Here is a 14182-nt window from a genome sequence, read left to right on the forward strand (position 1 = left end):
AGGGCTTTTTAGGGACGGCTGAAGTTCCAGGCGGCCCACAGCCAGCCCGCGATCATCAGCGTGCCGCCGATCGGCGTGATCGCGCCCAGCCATTTGGGACCGCCCAGCGCCATGACATAGAGGCTGATCGCGAAGATCGCCGCGCCGACCAGCATCGCCGCCGCTGCGCCGCGCGCCACGCCCATGACCGCCAGCACGCCCACGGCATGGATCAACTGATATATCCCGCCGGTGCGCAGCCATTCGGCCGCCTTGGGATCGGCCACGCCATGGGCGCCGAAGGCCCCGGCGCCGATCGCCAATGCCGCCGACAGACAGGCCAGTATCGCGATCATGCCTCTTCTCCATCCCCTCGGCTCAGCAGCCGCATGCCGCGGCCGGGCCGATACATCAAGTCCTTCGCCGCCAGCAAATTCCCATGTTCGATCTGAAGCGCCATGCGCTGTTCGTCATTCTCGCGATATTGGCGCTCGACTTCTTCCACTTCCTCCTGCGGCACGCCCAGCGCTTCCATCGCCTGCACGCCCATGCAGATGGCGGATTCATAGACTTCGCGCACCACCCCGGCCAGATCCATGTCCTGAAGCGCCAGTACCTGCCGCCGGTCGAAGGCGCGGACCATCAGGGCGGCTTGCGGGAAGGCTTCGGCGATCGGCTGGAGCGCGCGGCTGTCGAGCGAGGGATCATCGATGCAGAAGGCGATCAGCCGCGCTTCGCCCGCGCCGGCGCGGTGGAGCAGGTCCATGCGCGTGCCATCGCCATAATAGACTTTCATGTCGAAGCGGCTCGACACTTCGATCTGCGCCGGCTTCTTGTCGATCAGGGTGACGCCGAAGCCATGGCCCATCAGCATCTGCGCCACCGTCTGGCCGAAGCGGCCATAGCCCACGATGATGGCGGAGCCGCGTGGCGCATCCTCAGGCCCCAGCAAGCTGCCGTCATCCTTAGGCTTGGCGAATTCGAAGCGGCGGGCGAACAGCATCAGGAACGGCGTTGTTGCCATGGAGAAGGTAACGATCGCGCTGAACAGGCTGGCGGCCTGCGGGGCGATCAGCAGGGCGCTTTGCGCCTGCGCGAACAGGACGAAGCCGAATTCACCGCCCTGAGACAGGAGCAAGCCCGCGCCCAGCGCCTGTTGCCAGTTCATGCCGAACAGCCGGGCCAGACCGGTGATGATCGCCGCCTTGGTCGCGACCAGCATCGCGGCCATCGTTATCACGAAGATCGGATTGGCGGCCACGGTATGCAGGTCCAACACCATGCCGACGGCCAGAAAGAAGAGGCCGAGCAGGATCGACCGGAACGGTTCCACGTCCGATTCAATCTCATGCCGATAGGGCGAATCGGCCAGCATGACGCCCGCGACGAAAGCGCCCAGCGCGGTCGACAGGTGAAGCGCGTGCATCAGCGCGGCGGCGGCCAGCACGGTGAACAGGCCGACGGCCACGAACAGTTCGCGCTCGCCCATGCGCCCGACCAGCCCCAGCAGCGGGCGCAGGATGAAGCGACCGGCCAGAACGAGCCCGGCGATCGCCGCGACGGTATAGCCTGCCATCATCCATCCCGGCGGGCCACCGGCATCGGCCGGATTGCGCGACAGGGCAGCGACGATGGTGATCAGCGGAACGATCGACAAATCCTGGAACAGCAGGATCGAAAACACCTTCTCACCGAAGGGCGAGTTGATGCGGCCGCTGGATTTCAGGCCCGGCAGCACCTGCGCCGTGGACGACAAGGCAAGCGGCAGGCCGAGCGCGATCGCCGCGCCCCAACTGAAGCCGGTGGAATAGAAGATGATCGCGGTCAGCGCGCATCCGCACAGCACGACCTGCGCCAGACCGAGCGCGAAAATGTCACGCTTCAGCCGCCACAGCCGGGCGGGATGCAGTTCCAGCCCGACGAGGAAGAGCAGCAGGACGATGCCGATTTCCGCGATGGCGAGCTTCGATTCTGCGCCACCGACAAGGCCCAGCCCCTGCGGCCCGACCAGCGCGCCCGCGACCAGATAGCCCAGCACGGCGCCAAGGCCGAAGCGACGGAACAGCATGACGAAGGCGACGGCCGCGCCTAGCAGGATCACGCCCTCGGATAGCAGCACGTCGGTCGCACTCACGGCAGCATGGGCCTCCATCAGGCGTCTGCCATGCGGGCGGCTTCGGCGATCGCCTCGAAACCGAGTCGGATCGATGCATGCCGGGCGGGATAGCCGCGCGCCGGCGCCAGCACGGCAAGACCCGGCCAGAAATCCAGATCGTCACTGTCGCCGGACAGATAGGCGGTCAGCCGGTCGCGCGCATCGGCCAGTTCCTGCGCCGTCAGGCCGATCGCCTGCGCCGCCATCAGCGCCGCCGATGCCTGTCCCAGCGCGCAGGCCTTCACGTCCAGCCCCATGTCAGCCAGCCTGCCATCGGCCATCTTCACGTCCGCCGTGACCCGCGATCCGCAGGTCGGCGACCGCCTTTCGACCGTGGCTTGCGGGTCGGGCAGGCGCTGGTGATGCGGGATGCTGGCGGCGAGCCGCAATATGTCCTTGTTATACAGGGGCGCTTTTAGGGGGGCGTTCATGCCGACCCATGTAGGGCAGGAGCGGCGCGGGGTGAAGGCGGCGATTGGTCCTAGGGGAAAATAGAATTGGGAATCCTCCCCTGCAAGGCGATGGTGGAGAGGGATTTGCCTAACCTCAAAGGGTAGCGCCATACTCCTCCGTCTGGCCTTCGGCCATCCACCTCCCCTCCCAGGGGAGGATTATCGGAAGGCCATTGTCTCGACTGCCCCGGCGGCCTATCGCGCAAGCCATGAAGATCCTCGTCGATGCCGATGCCTGCCCTGTGAAGGAGGAAATCTATAAGGTCGCCTGGCGGCATGAGGTGCCCGTCACCATCGTCAGCAACAGCCCGATCCGCATTCCCGTCCATCCGCTGCTGGACCGGGTGGTGGTGAGCGATGGTTTCGATGCGGCCGATGACTGGATTGCCGAGCGGGCCGATGCCCGGTCGATTTGCATCACCGCCGACATCCTGCTCGCGGACCGCTGCCTCAAAGCAGGCGCAGTGGTGATTGCGCCGAACGGCAAGCCCTTTACGCTGAGTTCCATTGGCGCCCGCGCGATCATGGCGGACCTGCGCGCGGGCGCGGTGGGCGATCCGATCGGCGGGCCGCCGCCTTTTTCGAAGACGGATCGTTCGCGCTTCCTGTCTTCACTCGATGAGGCGCTGATGCGCCTGAAGCGGGGCCGCTGATGGCCGACTATGACGCGATCATCCTGGGGGCAGGCGCAGCGGGCATGATGTGCGCCAGCGTCGCCGGACAGCGCGGTCGGCGCGTGCTGCTCGCCGACCATGCCGATGCGCCGGGGAAGAAGATCCTGATTTCCGGTGGCGGCCGCTGCAACTTCACCAACATCCACACCGCTGCCGACCGTTATCTGTCCGCCAATCCGCATTTCGCCAAGTCGGCGCTGGGGCGCTATAGCGCGCAGGACTTCCTCGCGCTGGTCGAGCGCTACGGCATTGCCTGGCATGAAAAGACGCTGGGGCAGCTTTTCTGCGATGGATCGGCGAAACAGATCGTCGCCATGCTGGCGGAGGAATGCACCAAAGGCGGCGTCACCATGGCGCTGGGGCAAGGCATTACGGCGATCGATCATGCGGACGGCCTGTATCGGGTGACGATCGGCGGGGTCGTGCATCGTGCTCCCGCGCTGGTACGGGCGACCGGCGGGCCATCGATCCCGAAAATGGGCGCGACCGGCTTTGCCTATGATGTCGCCCGGCAGTTCGGGCTGACGATCGTCCAGCCGCGTCCCGCGCTGGTGCCTTTCACGCTGGGGCCGGAGGAGGCGCTGTTCCAGTCGCTCTCCGGCGTGTCGGCGGATGTCGAGGTGCGCTGGAACAAGACCCGCTTTCGCGAAGCGGCTTTGTTCACCCATCGTGGGCTATCCGGTCCGGCGATGCTGCAAATCAGCAGCTATTGGCAGCATCGCACGCCCATTCAGGTGAATTTCCTGCCGGACAGGACGGCGGACTGGCTGCTGGAGGAAAAGCGCGAGCGGCCGCGCACCCATTTGCGCCGCGTGCTGGGGCAGGCGCTGACCGAGCGGCTGGCCGACACATTGCTGGAACGGATCGGCGTTCAGGGCGAACTGGCCAATCTGTCGGACAAGGCGCTGCGGCAGGTGGCGGCAAAGCTTGCGGACTGGCCTTTCGTTCCGTCGGGTACGGAAGGCTATGCCAAGGCGGAAGTTACCGTGGGCGGCATCGCCACCGCTGGCCTTTCATCCCGCACGATGGAGGCGACGAAGGTGCCGGGCCTTTATGCCATTGGCGAGGCGGTGGACGTCACCGGCTGGCTGGGCGGCTATAATTTCCAATGGGCATGGGCCAGTGGGTGGGCCGCAGGACAGGCGCTTTAGGGGCGTTCGACATTCAACCCTGACGGGCTGCAAATGGCGAATTGCCGCGCTTCCGGTGCTCACATACTTTTAGTACGCTGCGTTGAAACGAGGCACATGACTCGTTTCAAGGGTCGCGAAAATCCACCATTTTCGCTCCGTCATCATCTGAATGTCGAGCGCACCTAGGCAACCTGCGCCCGTGCGGCGCTGATGCTGGCTTGCAGGTGCGTGCGGCGGAACGGTTTGGACAGGCGGACGATGTCGGGCGCGATCAGGTCGATACCCTGATAGCCCGAGATGATCATCACCGCGACGGTCGGATGGTCTACTCGTAACCGCAGCGCCAGTTCCGCGCCGGTCATTCCCGGCATGACATGATCGGTGATGACGATGTCGGGCTGATAGCCTGCCTCGATCATGCTGATCGCCAGTTCGGCATGGTCGATATCGACCACGTCATAGCCCATGTCCGCCAGCATCTCGCGCGTGCTGTTGCGGACCAGTCCATTGTCGTCGACCAGCAGCACCTTGCCCTGAAAACCGCCCTGCGCCGTCACGGTCGGTTCGTCATTGGCTGGAGCGAGGGCAATTTTCTCGACCGGCAGCCAGAACTGAACCTGCGTGCCCTTGCCGAATTCGCTGTCGATTTCCAGCGCGCCGCCCAGTTGCCCGGCGAGGCCATGCGCCATCGACAGGCCGAGGCCCGTGCCGTGGCCGCTTGGCTTGGTCGTGAAGAAAGGCTCCATCGCCGACGCCTTGACCGCCGGAGTCATGCCGATGCCACTGTCCGCGATGGTCAGGCAGACATAGGGACGAGGGAGCAGCGGGGCGGGCAGGCCATGTTCGCGTATGTCGGCGCTGATGGACAGCATGCCGCCATCGGGCATGGCGTCCCGGCTGTTGACGACCAGATTCAGGATCGCCAGTTCCAGTTGGTGCCCGTCCGCGCGGACGGAGGGCAGGGAATGGGGCACGTCGATCGACAAAGTGATGCGCGGCCCCAAGGTACTGGCCAACAGCGCCTGCATTCCGTCGAGCAGATCGCTCAGATCCACCGCCGTCGGCAGCAGCGGCTGGCGGCGGGAAAAGGCCAGCAGCCGCTGGACCAGCGTCTGCGCCGTTTCGGCCGCTTGCATGGCGATGGATCCCGTCCTTGCGATGGCTTCGGGGGTTATGTTGCCGGAAAGGATGCGATCCAGTCCGCCGATGATGGGTGTCAGCAGATTGTTGAAGTCATGGGCGACATGGCCGGTAAGCTGGCCCAATATCTCCATCTTCTGGATCTGGCGCAGCGTGTCCTGCGACTTTTCCAGATCCTTGGTCCGCTCCCGCACCCGATCGTTCAGTTGCAGGTTGAGCGCTTCCAGCGAGGCGAAGAGGCGGCCATTTTCCAGCGCCGTTGATGCCGCCCGTGCCAGAGCCTCCAGCAAGGCAATCTGATTGTCGGTCGGCGCACCCGCTTCGGACCAATAGGCTCCCATCGCCGCAATCGATTCCACCCGGCCGATCGGCACCATGATCATGGATCGGACGAAGGTGGTGCGATACGCATCCACCGGCACCCGTGGGTCCATGAAAATATCAGGGATCACGGCGGTCTGGTGGTTGAGCATTGCCCAGCCGGAGACGCAGCGCTGCATCGGGAAGCGCTGGCCCGCCCAGAGCGGTTCCATCGCATCTTCCGCGACATAATGGCATTTGTCTTCATCGCGCAGCACCACCGCGATACCATCGGCGCCGACCGCACGGCGCGCAAAGGCACGCAGGACGGAGATGATCGCGTCGATCGATCGGGCACCGGCTAGTGCCTCCATCGCTTCGGCTGCCAGGGTCCAGCGTGCGGCCAGCGCCTTATGCTCGGCGCGAACCTCGCTGTCTGATGCTTCCCTCATCGCGCAACCTCTGCATTGGAACTGGCGCCATATGACATGCAGGCAGTTTCGTTGCGAAATAGGCCTTCGTCAACGGCTTACGCGATGAAGTGAGGAATGCGTATCCGATTATGTAATTTACGACAGGGCATTAACCACGCTGGAGAGGCCGGGATCATGGCCCATTATCTTCGCCCTCCGGCTGCGTCGGTGCGATACGCGGCGGGGGCGTGCCTTGCGGCGGCGCGGGGATGGGCTGGTCGGTCGGGATGCGGATCTGGTTCGGGCCGATATTGACGGTCATGCCGCCTTCATCGACGCCCAGGCCGACATTGCCGATGCCGGTTTCCACGGCGATGTTGGCGATGGCGTTGACCAGATCGGGATCCTGTTCCGCGTCGGACGTATCCTCGACCGGTTCGTTGATCGCGCCGCTCATGAAATTGCGCCAGATGCGCGCCGGTACGCCGCCACCGGCCGCACCGCCGGGAAGGGGCGTGTTGTCGTCATTGCCGATCCATACCGCCGTCACCAGACCGCCGGCATAGCCAACGAAAATGGCGTCACGGCTGTCTTGCGTCGTGCCCGTCTTGCCGAAAGTGCTGGTGCGCAGGGCGGCCGCGCTGCCCGTGCCGCGATTGGCGGCGGAGGAGAGCAGATCGCGGATCATTTCCAGTTGATCATCGCTGAAATGGCGCTGGCGTTGCATCAGCTTTTCGAACCAGCCTTGCTCCTCCGGCGGCAGGCCATGGGCGACGACCGGATAGGCCCCGGCTGCGACCGCCGCATAGGCCTCCACCAGTTCGACCAGCGGAATTTCCGACGTGCCCAGCGCCAGACTGAGATCCTCGGTCAATGGCGCGGTGACGCCCAGATCGCGCGCGACCTTGATGACATTGTCGACGCCGACCTTCTGGGTCAGGCGCACGGCCGCCACATTGCTGGACGCGGCGAAGGCCTGACGCAGGGTGATGCGACCGCGATATTTGCCGCTATGATTGGCCGGGCGATAGGTGCCGGTGGTGATCGGCGTATCCTCGATCATGTCGTCCGGCGTCATGCCCGCGCGAAAGGCCGCGAGATAGACGAACAGTTTGAAGGTCGATCCCGGCTGGCGCTTGGCCTGCACCGCGCGGTTGAAGCTGCTCTTGTCGTAATTCTTGCCGCCGACCATGGCGACGACGCTGCCATCGGGTTTCATCGCGACCAGCGCCGCCTGTGCCCCGCCCAGCGGCGCGCGGCGGATCGCGGCTTCGGCCAGACGCTGGATACGCCAGTCGAGCGTGGTCTTGATCTCCTGCTCGCCATAGACGGCGCCGGCCCGGTCGCGCGCCTGCGGCAGCACCCAGTCGGCGAAATGGGTGCCGCTGGTGGGGTCCGGCTCCTCATGCACGTCCAGCCGCGCGGGCGGCAGGGCATTGCGGTCAGCCTGGCTGATATAGCCTGCATCCACCATCGCCTGCGTCACCAGCGCGGCACGGGTGCGGGCGCCCTTCAGATTGGAGGTGGGGGCGAGGCGGGAGGGCGCCTTCAGCAACCCGGCCAGCATCGCCGCCTGCGGGATGCTGAGGCGATCGGGCGAACGGTTGAAATAATGGCGCGCGGCGGCGCGCAGGCCATAGACATTGTCGCCGAAATAGACGTTGGAGAGATATCTCTCCATGATCTGATCCTTGGTCAGCCAGGCTTCTAGCCACACCGCAATCAGCGCCTCGCGCGCCTTGCGGCCGAAGGTGCGGTCGCTGGACAGGAACACGCCCTTGGCCAACTGCTGGGTGATGGTGCTGCCGCCCTGTGACGATCCGTCCGACCAGAGATTATGCCACATGGCGCGCGCGATGCCACGCGGGTCGACGCCCCAATGGCTCTGGAAGCGCCGGTCTTCGATTGCCATGAAGGCCTGTGGCACATGGGCGGGCAGTTCGGCGACGGTGACGGGCTTGTCGATCACCGCGCCGCGCCGCGCGATCAGATGGCCGTCGGCCGACATCAGGCTGATCGCGGGCGGGGCGATGGGCTTTAAGGATCGGGACAGCGGCGCCGTGACCGCCAGCCAGCCGATCAGGATCATCAGCACGGCAAGGCCGGCGGCCATGACCCAGCCGAAAATCTGGAGACGCCGCCGCCATGGGGTGGGCGGGGCAAAGGCGCTGGGCGGACCCGCGCCAAATTCGCGCGGCGGCGCAGCGGCGGGATCGGCGTGGGCAGAGTCGGTCATCGGTTCGTTCATACTGTATTGTTCACATGATACAGTCAAGCCTGTCCCGCAGCGGGACACGGGCCGGAGTTAACCACAATAAGCGCTGGCAGATATGGTAAATTTTGCGTTAACCATTTTCCATGCGTAACCGACCTCTCGTCCTCACCACCGAATCGGCCCGCCATCCCTTCCGGCAAAGGCTGCCCGCCCATGTGTTGCGTGTGCGAGATGATGGGCCGACGGGCAAGAAGCGCCCGGTCGACGACGACAGCGACTGGAAATTATTCGCGCTCAGCTTTTGCGCCTTCTTCACGGCCTTCTACAGCTTCATCTTCTGAAGCGTCGGGCTGCGCGCGCCACTTAATGGCATAGCGGGCCGTCGCAGGCCTTGTGCAGTTTCCACGCCATGCCCGCGCAGGGGATGGTCAGGATCGCGACCAGAAGCAATTGCATCACCACGGATACGCCCGCGATGCTGAGGCCGATGGCGCAGAGCGATCCCACCACCATCGCCCCGGAATTGACGATATTATTGGCTGCCACCGTCCGCGCCGCCTCGCACTTTTCGACCGTGGTGGTCAGGAAGGCATAGAGCGGCACGACGAACATGCCGCCAAAGGTCGCGACGCCCAGCAGGCAGAAGGACAGAGGAATCGCCAGCGGATGAGCCAGGAATCCCGCCAGCGACAGCATCTGGCCATCGGGCGCCGGCGTCCACAGATCGCACACGATATGGAAGGCGACGATGCACACGCCCATGCCGATTACCGAAGCGGGGGCATATTTGGCGGACACATGGCCCTGAAGCAGGCGGTTGATGGCGATCGATCCGATGGCGATGCCGATGGAGAAGATCGCCAGAAACAGGCTGGCGACAGGCTTGTCGGCGGTCAGCACATTCTTCACCAGCGGCGGAAACTGGATGAACAGGATCGATCCCACCGCCCAGAACAGGCTGATCGCCATGATTGCCAGAAACAGCCGGCGAATATGCATCGTACCCTTCACCAGCGCGATGGAGGAGCGGATGATGTGAAAATCGATCGGCTGCTTTTCCAGCAGGGAGGGGGCAGACGGCACCTTGCGCCCGGCGACATAGCCGATCAGTGCGGTGATGATGATGCCGACGGCGGCCGCCTCGATCGGGATCAGGCCGGCCAGGATCGTGCCCGCCAGAATCGCAATATAGGTGCCGGCTTCCACCAGTCCGGTGCCGCCAAGTACTTCGTCATCTTCCAGATGCTGGGGCAGAATCGCATATTTGATCGGGCCGAAGAAGGTCGAATGGATGCCCATGGCGAACAGGGCGGCCAGTAGCAGGGGGATCGCCAGCGTGTGGATGGCGATGCCGCTCCAGATCAGCGCAAGGCCGATCGCGCCGACGCCCATGATGCCGATTTCCGCGGCTTTCACCCAGCGGATGATCATCGCCTTGTCTCGCTGGTCCGCCAATTGGCCCGACAGCGCCGACAGCAAAAAGAAGGGCAGGATGAAGATGCCCGTCGCCAGCGCGCTGAACCAGGTTTCCGACCGTTCGTCATTGTAAACCTGATACACGACGAACAGCACCATGGCGTTCTTGAACAGGTTATCGTTGAAAGCACCCAGCAGCTGAGTGATGAAAAGCGGCAGAAAACGGCGCTTGTTCAGGAGCCTGAGTGAGGCTTGCATATTATTGGGCGTCTTCTTTCCCGTTAGCGACCGGGGCGGGGTCTAGCGGGTGGCGGCGTCCCTGTCCAATACCAAGCGCCTGCATGCTGCCAACCTGCATGGCCTCGCTTGTGCCGCGTCCCAGTCTGTGGCAGGTCGCCCGAATGCTGACGCTGCCCAATTTGCTGACGCTTTCGCGCATCCTGACAGTACCCTTGCTGGTCGCTTTGCTGTGGCCTGCGGAGGTCGGTGCGCGCTGGACGACCGGCTATGCCTTTGCCTTCGGCCTCTATTGTCTGATGGGCATCACCGATTATTTCGACGGCTATCTGGCCCGCGCGCAGGGCGCGGTGTCGAAACTGGGCATCTTCCTTGATCCCATTGCCGACAAGATCATGGTCGGGGCGGTAATCCTGATGCTGGCGGCGACCCGCGACATTGCGGGGATGCATATCATCGCCGCGATGATCATCCTGCTGCGCGAGATCGCGGTGTCGGGCCTGCGCGAATTCCTCGCCGGTTTGCAGGTGTCGGTGCCGGTGTCGCGGCTGGCCAAGTGGAAGACGACATTTCAGATCATCGCGCTGGGCGCGCTGATCCTGGCCGGTGCGGTGCCGCATTTCGCCTTCGTCCAGTTGGTGGGCATCATCACGCTCTGGGCCGCCGCCATTCTGACGCTGATCACCGGATGGGATTATCTGCGTGTCGGCATCAAGCATATGGACTGATCCATGGCCGCGCCCATGCTGACCATCGTCTATTTCGCCTGGGTGCGTGAAGGCGTGGGCCGAGATGATGAGCGGATCGATCGTCCGTCCCCCGACATGACGGTTGCCGATCTGGTCGCGGCACTGGCGGCGCGGGGCGGCGGCTATGCGCAGGCGCTGGGTGATTCCACCAAATTGCGCGCCGCACTCGACCAGCGGTTCGTGCCGCTGGAGGCCGTGATCGGCGAGGCGCGGGAACTGGCCCTGTTTCCGCCGGTGACGGGCGGATGAAGCGGGTTTCGATCCAGTCGCAGGACTTCGACATTGCCGCCGAACTGGCGGCGCTGGAGGCGCTGGGCGGCGGCGGCGTGGCGAGCTTTACCGGCGTGGTGCGTGGGGAGGGCGGCCTCACCGCGCTGGAACTGGAACATTATCCGGCGATGACGCAGGCGCAGGTCGACCGGATCGTGGAGGATGCGCTGGCCCGCTGGCCGCTGCTGGGCGTCAGCGTCATCCATCGCTTCGGGCGGCTGGAACCGGGCGCGCGCATCGTCTTCGTCGGCACGGCATCGCGCCATCGCACCGCCGCGCTGGAAAGCTGCGCCTTCCTGATCGACTGGTTGAAATCGCACGCACCCTTCTGGAAGAAAGAGCATTTCGGCGACGGCGCAACCGCGTGGGTCGAAGCGCGCGCAGAGGATGAGGCGAAGGCGAAGGGGTGGGGCGGTTGATCGCCTGATTCCCACCGTAAAGGGACAAAAGAACCGCAAAACGCGCGTGTTTTTGTCACCTTATGTCACCTTTGACGAGCGCAGGGCGGCGACAGGCATCGACAATGGAAAGAGCAGGTGATGCGGTAGCCGATTTGGGGTCTGTAGGACAGGAACCGGTCGGGCGGGTTTTGACCAAAGGCGGACTTCTCCGTGCCGTCACCCTGAACTTGTTTCAGGGTCCATTCCTCCTCTTGGAGCGACAGCATGCGGCTGCACGATGGATGCTGAAACAAGTTCAGCATGACGAACTGGGAAGGTGGCCGGTAGCGACCATTAGCTGCCATTTAACATCCGTAATTTACCGCTCTGTCAGGTAATTTCCTCTCGAACGAACGGATGTTGTCAATGCTCCGCTACCTTATGCCTTTAGCCTTGATTGCATCGGGAGCCTGTTCCAGCAAACCCGAAAAGGCAGATAATGCCGACGAACGCGTCACTCTCTATTCTCATGAGAGTAATGGAGCCACCCCAGCATATCGAACTCCCGGCTTATTGGATTGCGACCCGTTGACGGCCTATTACCAGATAGGTGGCAACCCTGTATTGGCAAAGGAGGCGCAGGCTCTCTTCCTGCCATTGCCAGATGCGAATGATAATGAGGGCGTGCTTCGGTCACGGGAAGAACGCGAGAGACAGAAATCCGCCGTGAAATTTGCACTGATGCACAACCATGCGGCTTTCAAAGCCGGAAAAGCACAGATTCTCCGGGTTTGCCGTTCCGCAAAGCTGGTCGATTTCTAAGCGGGGGCGCAACCAACTGCCGCTAGTAAAGCCGCCCTTCCGTTCCCCACCCATTTTTGCCGTTAAACCTGACCCAACAGTAGCGAACCGCCCCACGCCTCACGCTGCTTCGGGCAACCGGCAACTCATCGCCGCCGCATCGCGCAAAATTTCGGCCAGCATGTGGAATTCCTTTTCGCGCGGGCTGTTGCGGCGCCAGACCAGCGCGATATCGCGGGAGGAGCGTTCCGATTCCAGCGGTCGTGCGATGATCTTGGTATGCTCCAATATGCCGCCAGCGATCGCCATTTCCGGGATCATCGTCACGCCCAGCCCATTGTCGACCATCTGGATCAGCGTGTGCAGCGACGTGCCCATCATCGTCGCGCTGGCCCGCAACTCCGGCCGGTTGCACGCCGCCAGTGCATGGTCCTTCAGGCAATGGCCGTCTTCCAGTAGCAGCAGCTTGCTTTCATCGATCATGCCCGGCTTGATCCATTCGGGCGGGTTGCTCGGTTCGTCCTTGGGAAAGGCGACATAGAGCCGGTCCTGAAACAGGATTTCGCTGTCCATGTCGCCCATCGGAAAGGGTAGAGCCAGCAGCACGCAATCGACATTGCCGTGGCGCAACGATTCGATCGCCGCCTGGCTCGTCTCCTCGCGTAGATAGAGTTTGAGTTCGGGCCGTTCGGCGCGCAGCCGGGGCAGTAGGCGGGGCAGCAGGAAGGGAGCGATGGTCGGGATCACGCTCATGCGCAATTCGCCGGTCAGCGGCTTGCCGGAAGCTTCGGCGATCGCCGCCAGTTCCTCCGCCTCGCGCAGGACGCGGTGCGCCTTTTCCACGATCCGGTCGCCCAGCGCCGTGAAGCGCACCACGCGCCGGGTTCGCTCGACCAGCGTGACGCCGATCAGCGACTCCAGTTCGCGGATGCCCGCCGACAGGGTCGACTGGGTGACGAAGCAACTGTCGGCGGCCTTGCCGAAATGGCCCTGTTCCTTCAGCGCCACCAGATATTGGAGTTGCTTGAGCGTTGGCAGGTAACTGGACATTTATCGGCTTCCTCGATCAGAAAGCCGGATATAAGCGTCTCATCCGATATATCCAAGATATTTGGCGACCCCGAACAGCGATGTCAGCGTCAGGATGATGCCGACCGCCGTGAACAGCAGGCGCGGCGCGACATGGCGGGCCAGCATGGCGCCGAAGGGGGCGGCGACCACGCCACCGACCAGCAGGCCCAGCGTGTAGGTGGTGAAGGTTTCCCAGCCCAGATGGAAGATGAAGGTCAGGCTGATCGCAGTGGTCAGGATGAATTCCACCGTATTGACCGTGCCGATCGTATGGCGCGGACTGGCCCCCTGGATCAGCAGGTTGGATGTCACGACCGGACCCCAGCCGCCGCCGCCCGACGCATCCATGAAGCCGCCGATCAGGCCCAGTGGCGTCACCCATTTGGGATCGCGCGGCTTGGGCGGCAGATGAAATCCGCGCCAGATCAGATAGAGGCCGATCGCCGCCAGATAGGCCTGAACGAACGGCTTGATGACCGCGCCATCGATGTTGGACAGGATATAGGCACCGGTTACGCCACCGATCACGCCGGGGATGATGAGTTTGGCAAATAGTTTCCAGTCGACATTGCGGTGCAGGATGTGACTGATCGCCGATACGCCGGTGGTAAAGGTTTCAGCGACATGGACGCTGGCGGAGGCACGGCTGGGCGGTACGCCGAGCGTCAGCAGGAGCGTGCTGGAGATCACGCCATAGGCCATGCCCAGCGCACCGTCGATGATCTGTGCCCCGAAACCGACCAGGATGAAAGGCCAGATGTCGTCAAAATTGGCGACGAAAGTGTCGATCATCCATT

The 14182-nt window shown here is 63.6% G+C and carries 15 protein-coding genes; 7 read left to right on the forward strand and 8 right to left on the reverse strand.

What is annotated here, in order from left to right:
- Window positions 1-8: 8 nt before the first annotated feature.
- From BMY84_RS08030 to BMY84_RS08040, 3 genes are read right to left on the reverse strand one after another with little or no spacing between them, the layout of a single operon-like run.
- A complete protein-coding gene (locus tag BMY84_RS08030; protein ID WP_093082844.1) occupies window positions 9-335 on the reverse strand; it encodes a DUF423 domain-containing protein in 327 nt (108 codons plus the stop codon).
- Window positions 332-2131: a cation:proton antiporter domain-containing protein gene (locus tag BMY84_RS08035; protein WP_093082846.1), complete on the reverse strand. Its 1800-nt coding sequence runs from the start codon at window positions 2129-2131 to the stop codon at window positions 332-334. The genes BMY84_RS08030 and BMY84_RS08035 overlap by 4 nt, the downstream gene beginning before the upstream one ends.
- Window positions 2131-2565, reverse strand: coding sequence for an iron-sulfur cluster assembly scaffold protein (locus BMY84_RS08040; protein ID WP_093082849.1), 435 nt, complete (start codon window positions 2563-2565; stop codon window positions 2131-2133). The genes BMY84_RS08035 and BMY84_RS08040 overlap by 1 nt, the downstream gene beginning before the upstream one ends.
- Window positions 2566-2795: 230 nt before the next feature.
- Between BMY84_RS08040 and BMY84_RS08045 the strand changes: the two genes are divergently transcribed.
- Both BMY84_RS08045 and BMY84_RS08050 read left to right on the forward strand, forming a co-directional pair.
- A complete protein-coding gene (locus BMY84_RS08045) occupies window positions 2796-3239 on the forward strand; it encodes a YaiI/YqxD family protein (RefSeq protein WP_093082852.1) in 444 nt (147 codons plus the stop codon).
- Complete coding sequence (locus BMY84_RS08050; RefSeq protein ID WP_093082855.1) at window positions 3239-4411, forward strand: BaiN/RdsA family NAD(P)/FAD-dependent oxidoreductase; 1173 nt, start codon at window positions 3239-3241, stop codon at window positions 4409-4411. Before BMY84_RS08045 ends, BMY84_RS08050 begins: the two co-directional genes overlap by 1 nt.
- Before the next feature lie 164 nt (window positions 4412-4575).
- Here BMY84_RS08050 and BMY84_RS08055 read toward each other — a convergent pair whose 3' ends face one another.
- Window positions 4576-6285 (reverse strand): ATP-binding protein, encoded by a 1710-nt coding sequence (locus BMY84_RS08055; RefSeq protein WP_093082857.1) that lies wholly within the window; start codon window positions 6283-6285, stop codon window positions 4576-4578.
- 154 nt (window positions 6286-6439) lie between these two features.
- Window positions 6440-8494, reverse strand: coding sequence for a transglycosylase domain-containing protein (locus BMY84_RS08060; RefSeq protein WP_093082860.1), 2055 nt, complete (start codon window positions 8492-8494; stop codon window positions 6440-6442).
- A 110-nt stretch (window positions 8495-8604) separates the two neighbouring features.
- On the opposite strand from BMY84_RS08060, the gene BMY84_RS08065 reads away from it, so the two are divergent.
- A complete protein-coding gene (locus BMY84_RS08065) occupies window positions 8605-8802 on the forward strand; it encodes a hypothetical protein (protein WP_093082862.1) in 198 nt (65 codons plus the stop codon).
- A 22-nt stretch (window positions 8803-8824) separates the two neighbouring features.
- Here the strand turns inward: BMY84_RS08065 and BMY84_RS08070 are convergent, their stop codons facing one another.
- Window positions 8825-10135 carry an MFS transporter gene (locus BMY84_RS08070; RefSeq protein WP_093082865.1) on the reverse strand — a complete coding sequence of 437 codons (1311 nt, stop codon included), beginning with the start codon at window positions 10133-10135 and terminating at the stop codon, window positions 8825-8827.
- Between the two features lie 143 nt (window positions 10136-10278).
- Here BMY84_RS08070 and pgsA point away from each other — a divergent pair, with 143 nt between their 5' ends.
- The 4 genes from pgsA (at window position 10279) to BMY84_RS29020 (ending at window position 12335) form a co-directional block, all read left to right on the forward strand.
- Window positions 10279-10842, forward strand: coding sequence for a CDP-diacylglycerol--glycerol-3-phosphate 3-phosphatidyltransferase (gene pgsA, locus BMY84_RS08075; protein ID WP_093083391.1), 564 nt, complete (start codon window positions 10279-10281; stop codon window positions 10840-10842).
- A gap of 15 nt (window positions 10843-10857) precedes the next feature.
- Window positions 10858-11112: a MoaD/ThiS family protein gene (locus BMY84_RS08080; protein WP_093083392.1), complete on the forward strand. Its 255-nt coding sequence runs from the start codon at window positions 10858-10860 to the stop codon at window positions 11110-11112.
- Window positions 11109-11552, forward strand: a complete 444-nt coding sequence (locus BMY84_RS08085) for a molybdenum cofactor biosynthesis protein MoaE (protein WP_093082867.1) — start codon at window positions 11109-11111, stop codon at window positions 11550-11552. Before BMY84_RS08080 ends, BMY84_RS08085 begins: the two co-directional genes overlap by 4 nt.
- Window positions 11553-11939: 387 nt before the next feature.
- Entirely contained in the window at window positions 11940-12335 is a 396-nt protein-coding gene (locus BMY84_RS29020; RefSeq protein WP_143075007.1) for a hypothetical protein, read from the forward strand.
- Window positions 12336-12434: 99 nt separating this feature from the next.
- Here BMY84_RS29020 and BMY84_RS08095 read toward each other — a convergent pair whose 3' ends face one another.
- Both BMY84_RS08095 and BMY84_RS08100 read right to left on the reverse strand, forming a co-directional pair.
- A complete protein-coding gene (locus tag BMY84_RS08095; protein ID WP_093082872.1) occupies window positions 12435-13364 on the reverse strand; it encodes a hydrogen peroxide-inducible genes activator in 930 nt (309 codons plus the stop codon).
- A gap of 39 nt (window positions 13365-13403) precedes the next feature.
- Window positions 13404-14177, reverse strand: a complete 774-nt coding sequence (locus BMY84_RS08100; protein ID WP_093082875.1) for a sulfite exporter TauE/SafE family protein — start codon at window positions 14175-14177, stop codon at window positions 13404-13406.
- Window positions 14178-14182: the final 5 nt, after the last annotated feature.

Source organism: Sphingobium sp. AP50 (genome assembly GCF_900109095.1).
GTDB lineage: Bacteria > Pseudomonadota > Alphaproteobacteria > Sphingomonadales > Sphingomonadaceae > Sphingobium.